The following is a 20,086-nucleotide window of genomic DNA, read 5'->3' on the forward strand; positions in this document are numbered from 1 at the left end:
TGTAGCCACGGTGAGTTGCCCCGGCAGGCCGTACGATCTGATCGCCGTTCGGGCAATCCGTGTAGGGACCGTGGGGGAACTGTGGCGTACGGGGACCGGAGACTGCTGCGCGCCTGCTGTGCCGTCCTGGTGGGCGGGCTGATCGCGACCGGCTGCACCGACGGCGGCGCCGACCGCGACGACGGCGCGAAACCCGGTGGCCGGGGGAGTACGAGCGGGGCGTCGGCCACGGGCGCCACGGCCCCGGCCCCCACGCCCACCCCCGCACCGACCGCCCTCGACTTCACCCCCGACCCGAAGCGGGCGCCGAAGAACACCGCCGACGCCAGGAGGCTCGCCCTCGCCGTCGTCGCCGGACCCGACGCCTGGGGCCCGGACTACGTGAAGCGCACCCCGTACCTCAGCGACCCCGACTACTGGCCCGTGCTCGGGGACGGCTGCTCCTGGGAGACCGGCACCCGGCCCTCCACCGCCCTCTCCAGCGTCACCGCCTACAGCGAGGTCCCCGCCGCCGACGGCCGGGGGACCCTCCGGGTCGCCGCCACCGTCACCGTGCACCGCACCGAGGACGACGCCGACTGGGAGATGGCCGAGACCCTGGAGGAGGCCCTCCGCTGCCCGGACCAGAGCCTGCGCGACGGCGAGCGCGTCAAGGGACTCATCTCCCTCGGCAACCCCTTCGGCCTCGGCGGCAACTACACCGCCACCGACTCCCTCGGCGAGCGCGGCGGCTACTACGACGACGCGGTCCCCGGGAAGCAGTTCTACGGCTGGTACCAGTCGCGCATCGGCCAGGTCACCGTCGCCACCGTCGTCAAGGGCGCCCCGGGCTACACCGAGGAGAGGACCCCCACGACGGTCGGCACCGTCACCGCCCAGGTCCAGGCCCTCGTCACCATGCTCGAACGCGTCAAGGACGAGCTGGAGGTCCGGTCATGAGCCCCGTGAACCCGGGGGACGACCGGGAGCCGGAGGACGGAGCCGGGACCTGGCCTCCGCGCGACCCCCGCATCGGCCCGCTGCCGAGCCCCCCGGCCAGACCCGGCACAGGACGCCGGAACACGCCCGGGGCCGGGCGGCCGACCCCCTCCGGGACCGGGCAGCAGGGCAACCCACCGACGGCGGAAAGGCCGCCCCCGGCCGCGCCCCCTTCCCCTCCCGAGCCTCCCGCAGGGAACTCCGCGGGAAGCCCGCCCCCGGCCGCACCCCCCTCCCCTTCCCAGCCTCCCGCAGGGAACTCCGCAGGGAACCCGCCCCCGCCCCCGCCCCACCCCCCGGCCGCCACCCCCCGTCCCCACCCCGGCGACCTTCAGCCGCTCCTCCCCTCCGATCCCTCCGTCATCGCCGGGTACCGGCTGCTCGGGCGGCTCGGGGCCGGGGGCATGGGCGTCGTCTATCTGGGACGTACGGCCGGCGGCGAGCTCGCCGCCGTCAAGGTCACCCACGCCGACCGGGCCGACCAGCCCGACTTCCGGGCCCGGTTCCGCCGCGAGGTCGAGGCCGCCCGCCGGGTCTCCAGCCCCTGGGCCGTCCCCGTCACCGGCGCCGACCCGGACGCCCCCGAACCGTGGATGGCCACCGCCTTCGTCCCCGGGCCCTCCCTGGGCGAGGCCGTCGCCGCGCACGGCGCGCTGCCCGAGCGGAGCGTCCGGCTCCTCGGCCGGTCCGTCGCCCGCGCCCTCGCCGCCGTGCACGCGGCCGGGCTCGTCCACCGGGACGTCAAACCCGGAAACGTCCTCCTCGCCGTCGACGGCCCCCGCCTCATCGACTTCGGCATCGCCCGCGCCACCGGCGAGACCGCCCTCACCGCCACCGACATGGTCGTCGGCACCCCCGGCTTCCTCGCCCCCGAACAGGCCGAGGCCCGCCCCGACGCCGTCGGCCCCGCCGCCGACGTCTTCGCCCTCGGCTGCCTCCTCGCGTACGCGGCGACCGGACGCCCGCCCTTCGGCACCGGCACCCCGGACGCCCTCCTCTACCGGACCGTCCACGACGAGCCGGACCTCACCGGCGTGCCCGGCGGGCTGCTCGGCCTCGTCCGGGCCTGCCTCGCCAAGGACCCGGCCGCCCGCCCGACCGCCGAGGAGATCGGCGCACGGCTCGTCGAGGACGCCCCCGGCGCCGCCGCCGAGTGGCTGCCCGCCCCCGTCGTCCGGACCATCGCCGAGCGCTCCGCCCGGATGCTCGCCCTGCCCGAGATCGACGCGACCGCGCCCGGCACGGAACCGGCGGAACCGCCGAAGCGCGGCAGGCGCGGCTTCCTGCTCCTCGCCTCCGGCGCCGCCGTCCTCGCCGCCGGCGGCGGAGCCCTCGCCGTCCGGTCGGCCCTCGGGGGCGACGGGGGGAAGGGGGACGACGGCAGGGGCGCCCCGCCCCGCACCTCCTGGAAGATCGGCGTCCTCGCCGACCTCTCCGGCCCCGCCAGGGAGATCGGGCTGGCCCAGGAGCGCGGCGCCCGCCTCGCCGTCGAGCGGTTCAACGCCCGCGAGGACAAGCCGTTCTCCCTCGAACTCGAGGTCTCCGACGACCGGGGCGACCGGACCGCCGCCCTCGAAGCGGCCCGCAGGCTCACCACCGACCCAGGCGTCCTCGCCGTCCTCGGGCCCACCTCCGACGGCACCGGGCAGGCCGCGCTCCCCGCCTTCGAGGAGGCCGGCCTCCCGCTGCTCACCACCTCCGCCGGGTTCAACCTGTTCACCCTGCGGGACCAGGAGAGCGCGCCCAACGCCACGGTGCTGCGGGCCATCCCCAACCACCCGATGGGCGGCGCGTACCTCGCGTTCGCCGTCACGCTCCTGCCCACGATCCGCAGGCCCGGGGTCCTCCAGGACCGCACGGACGACGAGTACGGCTGGCTGCTCGTGCGCGGCGTCCAGTTCGGCTTCGGACAGGCGGGGATCACCCCGCACTACCGGGTCGTCCCCGCCCGCGCGCGGGGGGACTACCGCAGGGTCCTCGGCGAGATGATCGACGCCGGCATGGACGCGTACGTCCACTGCGGGGTCCGCGAGACCGCCGTCCTCGCCGCCCGCGCCCTCGTCGGACTCGGTTTCACCGGGCCCCGGTTCGGCGGCCAGCACGCCTTCGGCCCCGCCTTCCTGAAGGAGGCGGGACCCGCCGCCGAGAACTGGTTCTTCGGCGCGCCCGTCCTCGACGCCGTGACCCGCAAGGAGGCCGCCGGCTTCGTCACCGCGTACCGCGCGCGCTACGGCGCCCCTCCCGCGTACTACACGGGCGAGTCGTACGACGTCGTGAACATGGTCCTCGACCAGCTCGTCCGGAACGCGAAGGCGGGCCGGCCCCCGGCCCGCAAGGGCCTCTGGGCGCAGCTGCGGGCGAAGAAGTACACCGGCGTCATGGGCGGCTACACCTTCGACAAGTACGGCGACCTCTCCGGCGTCGGCACGTTCGTGCACGGCGTGCAGAACGGCGCCTACAAGTCGATCGGGCCCGCGCCCGCCGTCCCCGCGAACAAGCCGAAGTCCGACGAGCCGAAGGCCTGACCGCCGTGCAGCCGCTCCGCAGGGCCGACCCGTCCTCGATCGCCGGGTACCGCCTCCTCGGCCGCCTCGGCACCGGCGGCATGGGCGTGGTCTACCTCGCCCGCACCGCCGGCGGGACGCTCGCCGCGCTCAAGCTCATCCGCGCCGAGCACGCCGCCGACCCCGGCTTCCGGGAGCGGTTCCGCCGCGAGGCCCGGACCGCAGGGCGGATCACCGGCCGCTGGGTGGTCCGCGTCCTCGGCGCCGATCCGGAGGCCCGCGAGCCCTGGCTGGCGACCGAGTTCGTCCCCGGACCGTCGCTCGCCGAGGCCGTCGCCCTGCACGGCCCCCTGCCCGAACCGACCGTGCGGGCCCTGGGCGCCCGGCTCGCCGCCGCGCTCGCCGACGTGCACGCGGCGGGGCTCGTCCACCGGGACGTGAAACCGGGGAACGTCCTCCTCGCCCTCGACGGGCCGCGCCTCATCGACTTCGGCATCGCCCGGTCCGCCGGGGCCACCGCCCTGACCGCCACGGACGCGATGATCGGCACCCCCGGCTTCCTCGCCCCCGAACAGGCCCGCGCCGGCGGGCCGGACGAGGTCGGCCCGGCCGCCGACGTCTTCTCGCTCGGCTGCGTCCTGGCGTACGCCCTCACCGGCGAACGCCCCTTCGGCACGGGCGCGGTGGCCGCCGTCGTCTACCGCACCGTCCACGAGGAAGCGGACCTGCGCGGGATCCCCGACACCCTCCTGCCCCTGGTGACCGCCTGCCTGGCCAAGGACCCGGCGGCCCGCCCCACGGCCGCGCGGGCGGGGGCCGCCCTGGGGGAGGCCGAGGGCGCGGCGGGGGACTGGCTGCCGCCCGGCCTGCCCGCGCTCATCGCGCGGCGGTCCTCGCGCGTCCTCGACCTGCCGGTCCCCGAACCGACCCTCCTCACGGCCCCCGAACCCCCCGCGGGGATCTCGCGCCGGCGCGTCCTGACGGCCGGCTCGGCCGCGGCCGTCGCCGGGGCGGGCGGCCTGACCGCCTGGCTCCTCGGCCGCGCCCCCGCCCGGAAGGACACGGGGGGTGCCGCCCTCCCCGCGTACACGATCGGCGTCCTCACCGATCTCACCGGGCCCACCCGGGCGGCCGGGCGGGCGCAGGAGCGCGGCGCCCGGCTGGCCGTGGAGACCTTCAACGCCCGCCCGGACCGGGCCTTCGACGTGGCCCTGCGGGTCGTGGACGACGGCGGGCGGGGGTCGCGCGCCACGACCGCCGCCCGCACCCTGCTCCGGGACGAGGGGCTCGTCGGCGTCCTCGGCCCGACGACCGTCCCGAGCGTGCTCGCCGCCGTGGCCGAGCTCGTCGACCACTCCGTCCCCCTGGTGAGCGTCCTCGCCGCCGTCCCCACCGGCGACACGGTGGAGGGCCAGACCACCAAGCGCACCTACTTCGAACCCCGCCCCTCCCCGGACTCCATGATCGTCCCGTACGCCCGCTGCCTCTCCGAGCGCGGGATCGTCCGGACCGCCCTCGTGGAGGACCGCGACGGCGGCCGGGCCACCTGGTTCGCGGTCAAGAGCGTCAAGCAGACCCCGCCCTCGCAGGCCCGGGGCGGGACGGCGACCTCCCACCCCGTCGAGGCGGACGGCGAGGACTTCGCCCCCGCCGTACGGGCCGCCCTCGCGACGGACCCGCAGGCCGTGATGTACGTGGGGATCTCGCCGCGCCGGGCCGCCCTCTGCGCGAAGGCCCTGCGCGACCAGGGTTTCCGGGGCCCCTGCGGCAGCGTCGAACAGCCCTTCACCCAGGAGTTCATCGACCTCGCGGGCCCGGCGGCCGAGGACTGGTACTTCGGCACGGCCCACGTCGACCCGGACGGCCTCCCGGGGGCGAAGGACTTCACCGCCGCGTACCGCGCGCGCTGGGGACTGCCCGCCACCACCCCCGTCGAGCCGTACGCCACGGAGGCGTACGACGCCGTCAACTGGACGCTCCAGGCGCTGGGCACGACGGTCGGTAACCACTCCGAGTCGGTGGCGTCCGGGGTGGCGAACGCCCTGCGCCAGACCCCCTACAAGGGCCTCGCCAAGACGTACACCTCGGCGGGCCGGGAGAGCGGCACCGCGAGCCTCGTCGGGCTCTTCCTCTGGCAGGTGAGGGACGGGAGGCCGCACTTCCTGGGGGAGTTCGCGGACGCGGCGGTGAAGGAGGCGAAGCGGACGGGGAAGACGTGAGGAGGGGCGGGTCCGTGGGGCCCGCCCCTCCTCACCCCGTCACGCCGTCGCGTCAGCCGACGACGGTCCAGGTGTCGTTGCCGGTGAGGAGCTGGGCCAGGTCGCCCTTGCCGTGCCGCTCCACGGCCGTGTCGAGCTGCTCCGCCATGAGGGTGTCGTAGACCGGGCGCTCCACCGACCGGAAGACCCCGACGGGGGTCCGGTGGAGGGTGTCGGGGTCGGCGAGGCGGGAGAGCGCGAAGGCGGTGGTGGGGGTGGCCGCACGGGCGTCGTGGACGAGGATCTCGCCCTCGTTCGCGGGCGTCACGTCGACGACCTCCAGGTCACCGGTGGCCGGATTCCGCACGACCCCCTTGGCGAGGTCGGCGCCGAAGCGGATCGGCCGCCCGTGCTCCAGGCGGATCACGGCCTCCTGGGCCCGCTCCTTGTCCTTCAGGGCGTCGAAGGCGCCGTCGTTGAAGATGTTGCAGTTCTGGTAGATCTCCACGAGCGCCGTGCCGTTGTGGTCGGCGGCCTGCCGCAGGACCTCGGTGAGGTGCTTGCGGTCGGAGTCGACCGTGCGGGCCACGAACGACGCCTCCGCGCCGAGCGCGAGCGAGACCGGGTTGAAGGGCGCGTCCAGGGAGCCCATCGGGGTCGACTTGGTGATCTTGCCGATCTCGGAGGTGGGGGAGTACTGGCCCTTGGTCAGCCCGTAGATCCGGTTGTTGAAGAGCAGGATCTTGAGGTTGACGTTGCGGCGCAGGGCGTGGATCAGGTGGTTGCCGCCGATGGACAGCGCGTCGCCGTCACCGGTGACCACCCAGACCGACAGGTCCCGGCGCGAGGTCGCCAGACCGGTGGCGATGGCGGGCGCCCGGCCGTGGATGGAGTGCATCCCGTAGGTGTTCATGTAGTACGGGAAGCGGGAGGAGCAGCCGATGCCGGAGACGAAGACGATGTTCTCCCTGGCCAGGCCGAGTTCGGGCATGAAGCCCTGGACGGCGGCCAGGACGGCGTAGTCGCCGCAGCCGGGGCACCAGCGCACCTCCTGGTCGGACTTGAAGTCCTTCATCGACTGGACGGCCTCGGCCTTCGGCACCAGGTGCAGGAGCGACTCGGCGGACTCAGGCATCGATGGCCTCCTTGAGGACGGCGGCGAGCTGTTCGGCCTTGAACGGCATGCCGTTGACCTGGGTGTGGCTGCGCGCGTCGACCAGGTACCGCGCCCTGATCAGGGTGGCGAGCTGGCCGAGGTTCATCTCGGGGACGACGACCTTCCCGTACCCCTTCAGGACGTCGCCGAGGTTCTTCGGGAAGGGGTTGAGGTGGCGCAGGTGGGCCTGGGCGACGGGCAGGCCCGCGGCCCGCAGGCGCCGTACGGCCGCGGTGATCGGCCCGTAGGTGGAGCCCCAGCCGAGGACCAGGGTGCGCGCGCCGTCCGGGTCGTCGACCTCGACGTCCGGCACGTCGATCCCGTCGACCTTGGCCTGGCGGACGCGGACCATGAACTCGTGGTTGGCCGGGTCGTAGGAGATGTTCCCCGTGCCGTCCTGCTTCTCGATGCCGCCGATGCGGTGTTCGAGCCCGGGGGTGCCGGGCACGGCCCAGGGCCGGGCGAGCGTCTCGGGGTCGCGCTTGTAGGGCCAGAAGACGTCGCTGCCGTCGGCGAGGGTGTGGTTGGGGCCGGTGGCGAACGCGGTCCGCAGGTCGGGCAGCTCACCGGTGTCCGGGATCCGCCACGGCTCGGAGCCGTTGGCCAGGTAGCCGTCGGAGAGCAGGAAGACCGGCGTGCGGTACGCCAGGGCGATCCGGGCCGCCTCCACCGCCGCGTCGAAGCAGTCGGCGGGCGTCCTCGGCGCGACGACCGGGACCGGCGCCTCGCCGTTGCGCCCGTACATCGCCTGGAGCAGGTCGGCCTGCTCGGTCTTGGTCGGCAGGCCGGTGGAGGGGCCGCCGCGCTGGATGTCGACGATCAGCAGCGGCAGCTCCAGGGAGACGGCCAGGCCGATGGTCTCGGACTTCAGCGCCACCCCGGGGCCGCTCGTCGTGGTGACGGCGAGCGAGCCGCCGAAGGCCGCGCCGAGCGCGGCGCCGATCCCGGCGATCTCGTCCTCGGCCTGGAAGGTCCGCACGCCGAAGTTCTTGTGCTTCGACAGCTCGTGCAGGATGTCGGAGGCCGGGGTGATCGGGTACGAGCCGAGGTAGAGCGGCAGGTCGGCCTGGCGGGCGGCGGCGACCAGCCCGTAGGACAGGGCCAGGTTCCCCGAGATGTTGCGGTACGTGCCCGTGGGGAAGGCCCGGGTCGCGGGGGCGACCTCGTAGGAGACGGCGAAGTCCTCGGTGGTCTCCCCGAAGTTCCAGCCGGCCCGGAACGCGGCCACGTTCGCCTCGGCGATCTGCGGCTTCTTCGCGAACTTCCGGCGCAGGAACGCCTCGGTGCCCTCGGTCGGCCGGTGGTACATCCAGGACAGCAGCCCGAGCGCGAACATGTTCTTCGACCGCTCGGCCTCCTTCCGGGGCAGGCCGAAGTCCTTCAGGGCCTCCAGGGTCAGCGTCGTCAGCGGCACCGGGTGCACCCGGTAGCCCTCCAGGGACCCGTCCTCCAGCGGCGAGACCGCGTAGCCGACCTTGGCCATCGCCCGCTTGGCGAACTCGTCGGTGTTGACGATGACCTCGCCGCCGCGCGGCACGTCGGCGATGTTCGCCCGCAGCGCCGCCGGGTTCATCGCGACCAGCACGTTCGGCGCGTCGCCCGGGGTGAGGATGTCGTGGTCGGCGAAGTGCAGCTGGAACGACGACACGCCCGGCAGCGTCCCGGCGGGCGCCCGGATCTCGGCCGGGAAGTTCGGCAGCGTCGACAGGTCGTTCCCGAAGGACGCCGTCTCCGAGGTGAACCGGTCACCCGTGAGCTGCATGCCGTCGCCCGAGTCGCCCGCGAAACGGATGATCACCCGGTCGAGCCGGCGGACTTCCTTCGCTGTGCCGTCGTGGGGCGTGGCCGGGGCGCCTCTCTGCTCCCCGAGCAGGGCCTCGCCGGCCTCGCTGCTGACCTGGCTGGTCACTGAACTGGACCTCCCTCGTGGCAAGGGGACTCTCCGCCGGAGGCGGGGAGAAGCTCGGGGCGCGGCCGGCCGATCACCGTCCGTCCCGCTGCCCACCCTACGACGGCGGGGGCGGGTCTCCCCGGACTTCTTGCATCGTGGACCGCTTTTCGGAATCCGTTCCGTCCGGGTTCGTGACGCCGTGTCACCGCCCGGAGTATTCCGGAAGGTCTGGTTCCGGTACTTCTGTCGGCCGGGGGGCCGGTTCCGGCGGGCGGGGGCCGGTTCCGGCGGGTCGAGGGATCTCGCAGGATCTTCCGGCTCTTGGAAACCCCGGAGCCCCGGAGCCCCGGAGCCCCGGAGCCCCGGAGCCCCGGAGCCCCGGAGCCCCGGAGCCCCGGAGCCCCGGAGCCCCGGAGCCCCGGAGCCCCGGGACCCCTCGGGACCTCCCGGCCCCCTCAGGACCTCAGGTACGTCAGCACGGCGAGTACCCGCCGGTGATCGCCGTCACTCGGCGCGAGCCCCAGCTTCAGGAAGATGTTGCTGATGTGCTTCTCCACCGCGCCGTCGCTCACGACCAGCGCCTTCGCGATCGCCGAGTTCGTCCGCCCCTCCGCCATCAGGCCCAGGACCTCCCGCTCGCGCGGGGTCAGGTTCGCCAGGACGTCCTGCTGCCGGCTGCGTCCGAGGAGCTGCTGCACGACCTCGGGGTCCAGGGCCGTGCCGCCCCCGGCGACCCGGACGACCGCGTCCACGAACTCGCGGACCTCCGCGACCCGGTCCTTCAGGAGGTAGCCCACGCCCCGGCTGGAACCGGCCAGGAGCTCGGTGGCGTACTGCTCCTCCACGTACTGCGACAGGACGAGCACCCCGAGCCCCGGGTGCTCCCCGCGCAGCCGCACCGCCGCCCGTACGCCCTCGTCCGTGTGGGTCGGCGGCATCCGCACGTCCGCCACCACCACGTCCGGCAGCGCCCCCTCGGCCGCGAGCTTCCCCACCGTCTCCACCAGGGCCTCGCCGTCGCCGACCCCGGCGACGACCTCGTGCCCCAGGTCGGTCAGGAGCCGGGTCAGCCCCTCCCGGAGCAGTACCGAATCCTCGGCGATGACCACCCGCACCCGCTCCGCCACGTCCCGCTCTCCCACGCCCCACAGCCCCCATGTCCGGTCGTCCGGTCGTCCGGCCCTCGGTCGAAGCCGGTCGGGGCCAGCATCCCACCCGGGAGCCCGCGCGGGACCTACGCCCGCCAGGGCAGTTCGGCCGTCACCGTCGTCGGGCCGCCCGCCGGGGAGTCCACGGCCAGGACCCCGTCCACCGCCCCGACCCGCTCGGAGAGCGCCGCCAGGCTCCGCCCGGCCGCCGCCTCCGCGCCGCCGACGCCGTCGTCCCGGACCTGGAGCATCAGCCGGTCGCCCGTGCGCCACACGTCCACCTGGGCGCGCCGCGCCCGCGCGTGCTCGGTGACGTTCCGCAGGAGCTCCGAGACCGTGAAGTACGCGAGGCCCTCGATCGCCGGGACCGGTCGCGCCGGCAGGTCCACGTCCACCGACACCGGGACCGCGCAGCGCGAGGCCACCGCCGACAGGGCCGCGTCCAGACCCCGGTCGGTGAGGACGGCCGGGTGGATGCCCCGGGCCAGGTCCCGCAGCTCCCGGAGCGCCAGCTTCACCTCGCCGTGCGCCTCCTCCACCAGGACCGCCGCCGCCCTCGGGTCCTCCGCCAGCCGCTCCTTCGCCAGGCCCAGGTCCATGGCGAGCGCCGAGAGCCGGGCCTGTGCGCCGTCGTGCAGCGCCCGCTCGATGCGCCGCAGGTCGGCGGCGGCGGTGTCCACGAGCACGCCCCGGTCCGATTCCAGCTCCGTCACGCGCGACGCCGGCCGGGACGGGCCGAGCAGCCCGGCCACCAGGAACCGGTCGACGGCGACGAACCCGCGCAGCAGCCACGGCCCGGCCAGGACGAACAGCAGACCGGCCGCGCTGGTCACCGCGATCTCGAAGGGCGAGTCCAGGTAGAGGCCGTGCGTCCCGTCGCCGTACAGCTGGATCCCGTCCTGCCCGACGTACGCGGGGAACACCCACTGCCACAGCGGATACGTGAAGAGGCTCCAGCCCCACGTCCAGAACGCCACCGTCACCGAGAAGGAGAACACCGCCCACGGCATGTGCACGAACGCGTAGAGCAGGTGCCGCCAGGAGGCCCCGCTCCTCAGCATGGCGCCCATCCACGAGAACGCCCCGCCGGTCCGGCCGCGCACCGGCTCCGGCGCCGCCACGTCCAAACCGAGCAGCGCCCGCGCCCGGGCCCGCTCCACCGCCCCGAAGCCCCGGCACAGGGCGAGCGTCCCGGCCAGGACCGGGACGCCGAGGAAGGTGACGAGCAGCCCGGCGCCGGCCGAGACGAGGGAGACGGAGAGCGCGAACCAGCACACGCTCAGCGGGAGACCGATCAGCACGTACCCGAGGGCGCACCAGGTGCGGCCCTCGAACGGCGCGCGGATCGCGGCGGGGAGTCGGTGGGAGGGCATGGCGAACGTCCTTCTCTGCCGGTGTCCTGGCGGTGGGCTGGGGGGCGGTGCGCGTTCGGCGGGGGCGGGCCGGGCCGGGCCGAGGTGGGCCGGGCCGGGGTGGCGTGGGCCGGGGTGGTGCGGTGCGGTGCGTGTTCCAGGATTCCGTTCCGGCGGGGGCCGGACCATGAGGGAGGTCGGCGTCTGCGGGCGGGGGTTTTCCCCACCTCCGGGCCCCCGGGGGTCTAACCGGGCGGGCGTTTTCCCCACCTCCGGGGCCCCCGGGGGGCTACCGGGCGGCCGCGACCCGGTCCCGCCACGGCAGTTCCGCCGTGACCGTCGTCGGGCCGCCCGCCGGTGAGTCCAGGGCGAGGACGCCGTCGACCGCGCCGAGCCGCTCCGCGAGCCCGGCGAGCCCCGTGCCGCCGTCGAGGCTCGCCCCGCCGGTGCCGTCGTCCCGGACCTGGAGCATCAGCCGGTCGCCCGCCCGCCACACCTCCACGGAGGCGGACCGGGCCCGGGAGTGCTTGGAGACGTTCTGGAGCAGCTCCGACACCGTGAAGTACGCGATGCCCTCGATCGCCTCCGCCGGCCGCTCGGCCAGGTCCACGTCGACCCGCACCGGCACCGTGCAGCGCGCGGAGACGGAGGACAGGGCGGCGCCGAGCCCCCGGTCGGTGAGGACGGCCGGGTGGATGCCCCGGGCCAGGTCCCGCAGCTCCTGGAGCGCGAGCTTCACCTCGCCGTGCGCCTCGTCGACCATCGCGGCGGCGGCCTCCGGGTCGTCCAGGAGCTTCTCCTTCGCCAGGCCGAGCCCCATCGCGAGGGCGACGAGCCGGGCCTGCGCGCCGTCGTGCAGGTCGCGCTCGATGCGCCGCAGGTCGGCGGCGGCGGTGTCGACCACCACGCCCCGGTCCGACTCCAGCTCGGCGATCCGCCGCTCCAGCTCGTCGGAGGGCGAGAGCAGCCCCCGGACCATGCCCCGGTCGGCGCTCGCGAGCAGGCGCGCGACGAAGGGCAGTACGGGCCAGAGGACGAGGAGCGAGACCAGGGTGACCGTGAACGTCGCGATCCCCCAGGGCAGCCGGATCAGCCCGTACAGCTGCGTCCGCCAGGCCACCGGGTCCTTCAGCGCGGACCACAGCCAGCCGAAGAAGCCGTCGCGCCGGGGCAGCGGGGACGGCTCCCGGACCCCGACGCCGAGCAGGCCCCGGGCCCGCGCCCGCTCCGACCGGCCGATCAGGCGGGCGCCGCCGAGGCCGAGGGCGAGCAGCGGGAGGCCGATCACGGTGACCGAGAGGCCGACCCCGAGCAGCACGCTCACCACCGCGTAGACGAAACCGGCCAGCGCGGTGAACAGATTGGAGAGGAGGAAGGCGATCTCCTGCCAGGTCTCCTTCCCGCAGGCGATGAGGGGGCGCGCCGGGGCGGCGGGGCCGGCGGGGGAGGCGGCGGAGTCGTGATCGGCACTCATGGGCCCCAGGGTGCCCGGCGCGGATCGCGCGCCGCCATGGGGGAGGCGGTCGGAGGCGAGGGGGGTTAACCCCACCGGAGCGCGCTCCGAACCGGCCACCGCGACTGCTTACGGTCTCTTTAGCAGGGCCTAGACTCGCGTGCGTACAGAACAGAAGTGACCCATGGGGCACCTGGACCGAGGGGCGGACGTGCGGGAACCGACCGTTGTCGCGGCCGACGCGGCGGACTACTTCCAGACGTACTCCGTCGTCGGCCTGCTCGCCGTCGTCGGCGTGCTCTTCGTCGCCGTGGCGTTCGGCGCCGGCCGCCTGCTGCGGCCCGTCGTGCCGACGCCCGAGAAGCTCCTCACGTACGAGTGCGGCGTCGACCCCGTGGGGGAGGGCTGGGCACACACCCAGGTCCGCTACTACGTGTACGCCTTCCTCTACGTGATCTTCGCCGTCGACTCGATCTTCCTCTTCCCCTGGGCGACGGTCTTCGCCGCGCCCGGCTACGGCGCCACGACCCTGGTCGAGATGTTCGTCTTCCTCGGCTTCCTGGCCGTGGGGCTGCTCTACGCGTACAAGAAGGGCGTCCTGGCATGGACGTAACACCCGGAGTCCCCGGAACCGCTCCCGGCGCCGGCCCCGCGACCGGGTCCGGTCCCGTGGCCCTGCCCGCTCCGAAGCTGGGCCCGCTCGCCCGCCTGGCCCCGGAGCCGATGAAGGTGGTCCTGAACTGGGGCCGCCGCTACAGCCTGTGGGTCTTCAACTTCGGCCTCGCCTGCTGCGCGATCGAGTTCATCGCCGCGTCGATGGCCCGGCACGACTTCATCCGCCTCGGCGTGATCCCCTTCGCGCCCGGCCCGCGCCAGGCCGATCTGATGATCGTCTCGGGCACGGTGACGGACAAGATGGCACCGGCCGTGAAGCGCCTCTACGAGCAGATGCCCGAACCGAAGTACGTCATCTCCTTCGGCGCCTGCTCCAACTGCGGCGGCCCGTACTGGGACTCGTACTCCGTGACGAAGGGCGTCGACCAGATCATCCCGGTCGACGTGTACGTACCGGGCTGCCCGCCCCGGCCCGAGGCGCTGCTCCAGGGCATCCTCAAGCTCCAGGAGAAGATCGCGCGGGAGAACCTGGCGGAGCGGTACGCGGCGTCCCCCTCGGTCGCGGAGCTGACGAGCCCGCTGACGCCCCCGCCGGGAGGCACGGCATGAACGCGTACGACGGCCTCCCGGACACGGTGACGGAGGTCTTCGGGGAAGAGGCGACGGCGGAACGGGCGTACGGCCTGCTGACGGTCGACGTCCCGCCGTCCTCCTGGATCACGGCCCTGACGACGGCCCGCACCGTCCTGGGCTGCACCTACTTCGACTGGCTGAGCGCGGTCGACGAGCCGGGCACGGGCATCCGGGTCTGCGCCCACGTGGTGTCCCTCGGCGAAGGCGGCTCGCCGCGCCGCCTCCTCGTCCGTACGACGGTCCCGCACGCGGCCCCCGTCCTGCCCACGGCGGTGGAGGTGTACGCGGGCGCGGGCTGGCACGAGCGCGAGACGCACGAGATGTTCGGCGTGGACTTCACGGGCCACCCGCACCTGGTCCCGCTCCTCCTCCCCGAGAACTTCGAGGGCCACCCGCTGCGCAAGGACTTCGTCCTCGCGGCCCGGGTCGCCAAGGCGTGGCCGGGCGCGAAGGAACCGGGCGAGTCCCACGACGGCGGCCCCAAGCGCCGCCAGATGCTCCCCCCGGGCGTCCCGGACCCCAACGAATGGGGCCCCCTCAAGGGCCAGCTCCCCCCGGCCCCCACCCGCACCGAACGCCCGCCCCGCCGCACCCGCACGACGACGGACGCCCCGACGGCCCCTGACCGCGCCCGTTCGACGCCGGAGGGTTCCGCCGGCCAGGACCCGGCGGCGGCTCCGGCACGTCGTACCCGCTCGGCGTCGGAGGGTTCGGCGAGCCAGGACGCGACGGCGGCGCCTCGCCGTGCTCGTTCGGCGTCGGAAGGTTCCGTCGGCCAGGACCCGGCTCCGGCTCCGGCACGCCGTGCCCGTTCGGCCTCGGACGGTTCCGTCAGCCAGACGCCCGCGGAGGCGGGGGAGGGGAACACGACGGCGGACACCCCGCCGGAGGCGACCCGCCCGCCGCGCCGCTCCCGCTCGGCGTCGGACGGCTCCGCGAGCCAGTCGACGGCACCGGGCGCGACGGCACCGGACGCTCCGGCATCGGATGCGGCGGCACCGGACGCGACGGCACCGGACGCTCCGGCATCGGATGCGGCGGCACCGGACGCGACGGCGCGCCCGCCGCGCCGCTCTCGCTCGGCGGCCGACGGCTCGGTGAGCCAGACGCCCACGGAGCCGACGTCCCCCCGGCCCACCCGCAGCCCGGACGCTCCCTGGCACCACGCCCGCCCGGCCTTCGACGAGGAGCCCGTGACTCCGGCGGAACCGACAGCTCCGGCGAAGCCGGAGACCCCGGCGGCCCCTGCCTCTCCGGACACCCTGGAGACTTCGGCGGCCCCGGACACCCCGTCGGCCCCGGCCGAGCCCGCCGCCCCGCCGGAGCCGGACACCGCCACCGAGCCGGCCGCTCCGGCCGCCCCCGACGCGGATGCCGACCCCGGTACGGATGCCGACCCCGGCAACCCGACCGACGTACAGGACCCCGGCCCGCGCCCCGTACCCCCCGCCCCGGAGCCGGAGGCTCCGGACACGGCGCCGGGTGCCGGACCCGACGGCCCCGGCACGGATCCCGGCCCCGGCACGGCCCCGTCCGCGACGCGGTCCCCCGCGCCCGGCGGCCCCGGCAAGAAGAAGCCCACCGACCCCGACCCCACCCACCCCGCCGGAGGCGATCCCGCGTGAACGACGTACTCGACGTCGCCCTCCGGCTGCTCGTCGTCTTCGCCGTCTTCCTCGTGCTGCCCCTCGTCGTCGGCCAGACCGAGCACAAGGTCATGGCCCACATGCAGGGCCGTCTCGGCCCCATGTACGCCGGCGGCTTCCACGGCTGGGCCCAGCTCGTCGCCGACGGCGTGAAGTTCGCGCAGAAGGAGGACGTGGTCCCGAAGGACGCCGACCGGCGGGTCTTCCAGCTCGCGCCCGCCGTCGCCCTCCTCCCGTACCTCCTCGTCCTCGTCGCGATCCCGGTCGGCCCGGGCGAGGGGGCCGTCGGCCGGGTGGTCGACGCGGGCATCTTCTTCGTGCTGGCCGTGATGGGCGTCGGCGTGCTCGGCAGCCTCATGGCCGGCTGGGCGTCCGCGAACAAGTTCTCGCTGCTCGGCGGCCTGCGGACCGCCGCCCAGCTCCTCGCGTACGAACTCCCGATGCTCCTCGCCGCCGCCTCCGTCGCGATGGCCGCCGGCACCGTCTCCCTCCCCGGCATCCTGGACGCCTTCGCGTGGTGGTGGGTGCCCTGGCAGATCGTCGGCGCGCTCGTCTTCTTCGTGGCCGGCCTCGCCGAACTCCAGCGACCGCCGTTCGACATGCCGGTCGCGGACTCGGAGATCATCTTCGGCGCGTACACCGAGTACACCGGCCTCCGCTTCGCGCTCTTCCTGCTCGCGGAGTACGCGGGCATCGTCGTCCTCTGCGGCCTCACCACCGTCCTCTTCCTCGGCGGCTGGCACGGCCCCCTCGGCGCCGACGGCCTCGGCTGGGTCTGGACCCTCCTGAAGACCGCCGTCCTCGCCTTCGTCGTCATCTGGCTGCGGGTCAGCTACCCGCGCCTGCGCGAGGACCAGCTCCAGCGGCTCGCCTGGACGACGCTCGTCCCGCTCGCCCTCGCGCAGATCGCGCTCACCGGCATCGTGAAGGTGGCGATCCAGTAATGGCTCCTCTTCTCCCGCCCTCCCGACCCGGCGTTCCCGGCTCCGGCCTCGCCAAGGGCCTCGCCGTCACCCTCCGCACGATGACGCGGAAGACCGTCACCGCGCAGTACCCCGACGTGCAGCCCGAACTCCCGCCCCGCACCCGCGGGGTCATCGGCCTGTTCGAGGAGAACTGCACGGTCTGCATGCTCTGCGCCCGCGAGTGCCCCGACTGGTGCATCTACATCGACTCCCACAAGGAGACGGTGCCGCCCGCCGCCCCCGGCGGCCGCGAGCGCAGCCGGAACGTCCTCGACCGCTTCGCCATCGACTTCGCGCTCTGCATGTACTGCGGCATCTGCATCGAGGTGTGCCCCTTCGACGCGCTGTTCTGGTCGCCCGAGTTCGAGTACGCGGAGACCGACATCCACGAGCTGACGCACGAGCGCGACAAGCTCCGCGAGTGGATGTGGACGGTCCCGGAACCGCCCGCGCTCGACCCGCGCGCGGAGGAACCGAAGGAGATCGCCGCCGCCCGCAAGGCGGCGGAGAAGGCCGCGGCGGCAGCGGCGGCCGAGGGGGAACAGCAGTGATCCTGACAGCAGTACAAGCGGCACAAGCAGTACAAGCGGCACAGACAGCGGCGCGGCAAAGCCACGGCTTCCTCTCGCCCACCGGCGTCGAGATCGCCTTCCTCCTCGTCGGCCTCGTCACCCTCGGCGCCGCCGTCGTCACCGTCACCACCCGCCAACTGGTGCACGCCGCCCTCTGGCTGGTCGTGGCCCTCGGCGGCCTCGCCGTCGAGTACCTGCTCCTGACCGCCGAGTTCATCGCCTGGGTCCAGGTGCTGATCTACGTCGGTTCCGTCGTCGTCCTCCTCCTCTTCGGCCTCATGCTCACCAAGGCCCCCGTCGGCCGCTCCCCGGACACCGACTCGGCCAACCGTCCGGTCGCCCTCGCCGTGGCCCTGGCCGCCGCGGGCGCGCTCGTCTGGGTGGTCGTCGACGCCTTCCGCACGACCTGGATCGACCTCGACGGAGCCGTCCAGGGTTCCACCGAGGTGACCGGCTCGATCCTCTTCCGGCACTGGGTGCTGCCCTTCGAGGCGCTGTCCGTGCTCCTCCTGGCCGCCCTGGTCGGCGCCATCGTGCTCTCCCGGAAGAAGAAGGAGGGGGAACGCTGATGCACCTCGCCTACCCGGCCGTCCTCGCCGCCCTCCTCTTCGCCGTCGGCGTGTACGGCGTCCTCGCCCGCCGCAACGCGATCCTCGTCCTGATGTCCGTCGAGCTCATGCTCAACGCCGTCAACCTCAACCTCGTCGCCTTCGACGTCTGGCTCCGCGACGCCCTCCACGCCGGCCAGGCCCTCACCCTCTTCACCATCGCCGTCGCCGCGGCGGAGATCGGCATCGGCCTCGCGATCGTCCTGATGGTCCACCGCAACCGCGGCACCTCGGACGTCGACCGCCTCCGCGACACGGCGGAGCACCCGGACACGACCCCGGACACGGCCACGGACCCGGACACGACCCCGCGCCCTGGCACCGCCCCGCACGCGGGCCCGAACGACGAGAAGGCCGAGGCCGCCGCGTGACCACGACCACCCTCGCCGTCCTCGTCCCCCTCCTCCCCCTCCTCGGCTCCGCCGCCGGGCTCCTCCTCGGCCGCACCGCCCCCGGCTTCGTCCGCCCGCTCGCCGTCCTCCCGACCCTCGCCGCCGCCGTCCTGGCCGTGCTCGTGGCGGTCCGCCAGGGTGGCGGGAAGGCGATCGACGCCGCCACCCAGCTCACCCCCACCGGCTCGGTCCCGATCGACCTGGCCCTGCACGTCGACGGCTTCGCCGCCCTCGTCGCCGTCCTCGTCGGGACCGTCGCGACCTGCGTGCAGATCTACTCGACCGGCTACCTCCGCGAGGACCCCCGCTACCCCTCGTACGCCGCGCTCGTCTCCCTCTTCACCGCCGCGATGCTCCTCGTCGTCTACTCCGGCGACCTGATGGTGCTCCTGGTCGGCTGGGAGGTCATGGGCATCTGCTCGTACTTCCTCGTCGGCCACTACTGGGAGACCCCCGAGGCCCGGTCCGCCTCCCTCAAGGCCTTCCTCGTCACCAAGCTCGGCGACGTCCCCTTCCTCATCGGGCTCTTCGCGCTCGCCGCCGACGCCGGCACCTTCCGGATCACCGGGGTCCTCGGCGCCGTCGCGACCGGCGGCCTCGACCACCCCACCGTGATCGCGCTGCTGCTGCTCGCCGGCGTCGCGGGCAAGTCCGCCCAGTTCCCGCTGCACACCTGGCTCCCGGACGCCATGGCCGGTCCCACCCCCGTCTCCGCGCTCATCCACGCCGCCACGATGGTCGCCGCCGGCATCTACTTCACCGCCCGGCTGCTGCCCGTCTTCGCCGCCTCCGCCGCCGCGATGACCGTCCTCGCCGTGATGGCCGCGATCACCATGGTCGGCTCGGCGCTCGCCGCGCTCGCCCAGGACGACATCAAACGGGTCCTCGCCTACTCGACGATCGGCCAGCTCGGCTACATGGCCGGCGCCCTCGCCGTCGGCGACCGGGGCGCCGCCGTCTTCCACCTCCTCTCGCACGCCGCCTTCAAGGCGCTGCTCTTCCTCGCCGCCGGCGCGGTCATCCACGCCGCCGGCACGAACTCCCTCACCGCCATGTCCCGCATGAGCGGCCTCGCCAAGCGGACCCCGGACGCGTACTGGACGACGACCGTCGCCCTCCTCGCGCTCGCCGCGATCCCGCCCTTCGCCGGCTTCTTCTCCAAGGAGGCCGTCCTGGTGGCCGCCGAGCACACCGCGCTCGGCGACCGGACCGTCGCCCCCGCCGGGGCCGGCTGGACCGTCCTCGTCGCGGGCCTCCTGACCGCCCTCCTCACCGCCGCCTACGCCCTCCGCCTCTGGCTGCGCGCCTTCCGGGGCCGGGGCGCGGAGGTCCCCGACCACGGTCGCCAGCCGATCGCCATGACCTCCGTCCTGTGGGTCCTGGCCGTCCCCTCCCTCGGCTTCGGCCTGACCGTCAGGTACCTCCCCGACTGGTTCGACGGGCACGAACTCGCCCCGACCCTCGTCACCGCCGTCCTCGGCACCGGCCTCGCCGTCGCCGGAGCGGCCGTCACCTACGCCGTCTGGCGCACCCTCGCCGCCCGGGCCCCCGTCGTCCCCACCCAGCACGTCGCCCACCCGGACGCCGACGCGGGCCTGGTGGAGGCCGAGGCGCTGCACCTGCCGCAGCCCGCCGAGGACCCGGCCGACCCCGGCCGCGCCCTCCTCGGGCCGCTGCACCGCCCCGCCGCCGACGGCTTCCACCTGGACGCCGTCTACCGGACCGCCTTCGTCCGCCCCGTACTCGCCGCCGCCTCCCTGGTCCGCTTCCTGGACCGTGAGGTCGTCGACACCTACGTCCGGGGCGCCGCCGGCTCCGCCAAGGGCCTGGGATGGCTCGTCCGCCGCGCCCAGACCGGCAACGTCCAGACCTATCTGAGCGCCCTGCTCGCCGGCTCCGTCGTCCTGGCGATCGCCGCAGTCGCCCTCGCCAACGCCGTCGCCGGAGCGTGAGCCGTGATCGATATCAGCGAATC

At 74.6% G+C, this 20,086-nt stretch carries 16 protein-coding genes; 11 read left to right on the plus strand and 5 right to left on the minus strand.

What is annotated here, in order from left to right; genetic code table 11:
- Positions 1-81 precede the first annotated feature (81 nt).
- The 3 genes from ACFY7E_RS01540 (at position 82) to ACFY7E_RS01550 (ending at position 5,701) form a co-directional block, all read left to right on the plus strand.
- A complete protein-coding gene (locus tag ACFY7E_RS01540; protein WP_389479556.1) occupies positions 82-939 on the plus strand; it encodes a hypothetical protein in 858 nt (285 codons plus the stop codon).
- Positions 940-1,340: 401 nt separating this feature from the next.
- Positions 1,341-3,503 (plus strand): bifunctional serine/threonine-protein kinase/ABC transporter substrate-binding protein, encoded by a 2,163-nt coding sequence (locus ACFY7E_RS01545; RefSeq protein ID WP_389480998.1) that lies wholly within the window; start codon positions 1,341-1,343, stop codon positions 3,501-3,503.
- A gap of 5 nt (positions 3,504-3,508) precedes the next feature.
- A complete protein-coding gene (locus ACFY7E_RS01550) occupies positions 3,509-5,701 on the plus strand; it encodes a bifunctional serine/threonine-protein kinase/ABC transporter substrate-binding protein (RefSeq protein WP_389479558.1) in 2,193 nt (730 codons plus the stop codon).
- Between the two features lie 52 nt (positions 5,702-5,753).
- Here the strand turns inward: ACFY7E_RS01550 and ACFY7E_RS01555 are convergent, their stop codons facing one another.
- From ACFY7E_RS01555 to ACFY7E_RS01575, 5 genes are all read right to left on the minus strand, one after another.
- The gene (locus ACFY7E_RS01555) at positions 5,754-6,815 is read right to left on the minus strand and encodes a 2-oxoacid:ferredoxin oxidoreductase subunit beta (RefSeq protein ID WP_389479561.1); all 1,062 of its coding nucleotides are present in this window, start codon (positions 6,813-6,815) and stop codon (positions 5,754-5,756) included.
- A complete protein-coding gene (locus tag ACFY7E_RS01560) occupies positions 6,808-8,745 on the minus strand; it encodes a 2-oxoacid:acceptor oxidoreductase subunit alpha (protein WP_389479564.1) in 1,938 nt (645 codons plus the stop codon). The genes ACFY7E_RS01555 and ACFY7E_RS01560 overlap by 8 nt, the downstream gene beginning before the upstream one ends.
- 437 nt (positions 8,746-9,182) lie before the next feature.
- Positions 9,183-9,842 carry a LuxR C-terminal-related transcriptional regulator gene (locus ACFY7E_RS01565; RefSeq protein WP_383439663.1) on the minus strand — a complete coding sequence of 220 codons (660 nt, stop codon included), beginning with the start codon at positions 9,840-9,842 and terminating at the stop codon, positions 9,183-9,185.
- A 119-nt stretch (positions 9,843-9,961) separates the two neighbouring features.
- Positions 9,962-11,248, minus strand: coding sequence for a sensor histidine kinase (locus tag ACFY7E_RS01570; RefSeq protein WP_389479566.1), 1,287 nt, complete (start codon positions 11,246-11,248; stop codon positions 9,962-9,964).
- Between the two features lie 268 nt (positions 11,249-11,516).
- Positions 11,517-12,701: a sensor histidine kinase gene (locus ACFY7E_RS01575; RefSeq protein WP_389479569.1), complete on the minus strand. Its 1,185-nt coding sequence runs from the start codon at positions 12,699-12,701 to the stop codon at positions 11,517-11,519.
- 163 nt (positions 12,702-12,864) lie between these two features.
- Here ACFY7E_RS01575 and ACFY7E_RS01580 point away from each other — a divergent pair, with 163 nt between their 5' ends.
- Genes ACFY7E_RS01580 through ACFY7E_RS01615 form a run of 8 tightly spaced genes read left to right on the plus strand, consistent with a single transcriptional unit; the run spans position 12,865 to position 20,063 of the window.
- Positions 12,865-13,293 (plus strand): NADH-quinone oxidoreductase subunit A, encoded by a 429-nt coding sequence (locus ACFY7E_RS01580; protein WP_356541226.1) that lies wholly within the window; start codon positions 12,865-12,867, stop codon positions 13,291-13,293.
- Entirely contained in the window at positions 13,284-13,904 is a 621-nt protein-coding gene (locus ACFY7E_RS01585) for an NADH-quinone oxidoreductase subunit B (protein WP_389479573.1), read from the plus strand. Before ACFY7E_RS01580 ends, ACFY7E_RS01585 begins: the two co-directional genes overlap by 10 nt.
- Complete coding sequence (locus tag ACFY7E_RS01590) at positions 13,901-15,553, plus strand: NADH-quinone oxidoreductase subunit C (protein ID WP_389479575.1); 1,653 nt, start codon at positions 13,901-13,903, stop codon at positions 15,551-15,553. Before ACFY7E_RS01585 ends, ACFY7E_RS01590 begins: the two co-directional genes overlap by 4 nt.
- The gene (locus tag ACFY7E_RS01595) at positions 15,550-16,518 is read left to right on the plus strand and encodes an NADH-quinone oxidoreductase subunit H (RefSeq protein WP_389479577.1); all 969 of its coding nucleotides are present in this window, start codon (positions 15,550-15,552) and stop codon (positions 16,516-16,518) included. The genes ACFY7E_RS01590 and ACFY7E_RS01595 overlap by 4 nt, the downstream gene beginning before the upstream one ends.
- Positions 16,518-17,090: a NuoI/complex I 23 kDa subunit family protein gene (locus tag ACFY7E_RS01600; protein ID WP_389479579.1), complete on the plus strand. Its 573-nt coding sequence runs from the start codon at positions 16,518-16,520 to the stop codon at positions 17,088-17,090. The genes ACFY7E_RS01595 and ACFY7E_RS01600 overlap by 1 nt, the downstream gene beginning before the upstream one ends.
- A 2-nt stretch (positions 17,091-17,092) precedes the next feature.
- Entirely contained in the window at positions 17,093-17,680 is a 588-nt protein-coding gene (locus ACFY7E_RS01605; protein ID WP_389481000.1) for an NADH-quinone oxidoreductase subunit J, read from the plus strand.
- Positions 17,680-18,090: an NADH-quinone oxidoreductase subunit NuoK gene (gene nuoK / locus ACFY7E_RS01610; RefSeq protein WP_389479581.1), complete on the plus strand. Its 411-nt coding sequence runs from the start codon at positions 17,680-17,682 to the stop codon at positions 18,088-18,090. Before ACFY7E_RS01605 ends, nuoK begins: the two co-directional genes overlap by 1 nt.
- Positions 18,087-20,063, plus strand: a complete 1,977-nt coding sequence (locus ACFY7E_RS01615; RefSeq protein ID WP_389479583.1) for an NADH-quinone oxidoreductase subunit L — start codon at positions 18,087-18,089, stop codon at positions 20,061-20,063. The genes nuoK and ACFY7E_RS01615 overlap by 4 nt, the downstream gene beginning before the upstream one ends.
- Positions 20,064-20,086: the final 23 nt, after the last annotated feature.

It is taken from the genome of Streptomyces sp. NPDC012825, from assembly GCF_042900925.1.
Classification (GTDB): domain Bacteria; phylum Actinomycetota; class Actinomycetes; order Streptomycetales; family Streptomycetaceae; genus Streptomyces.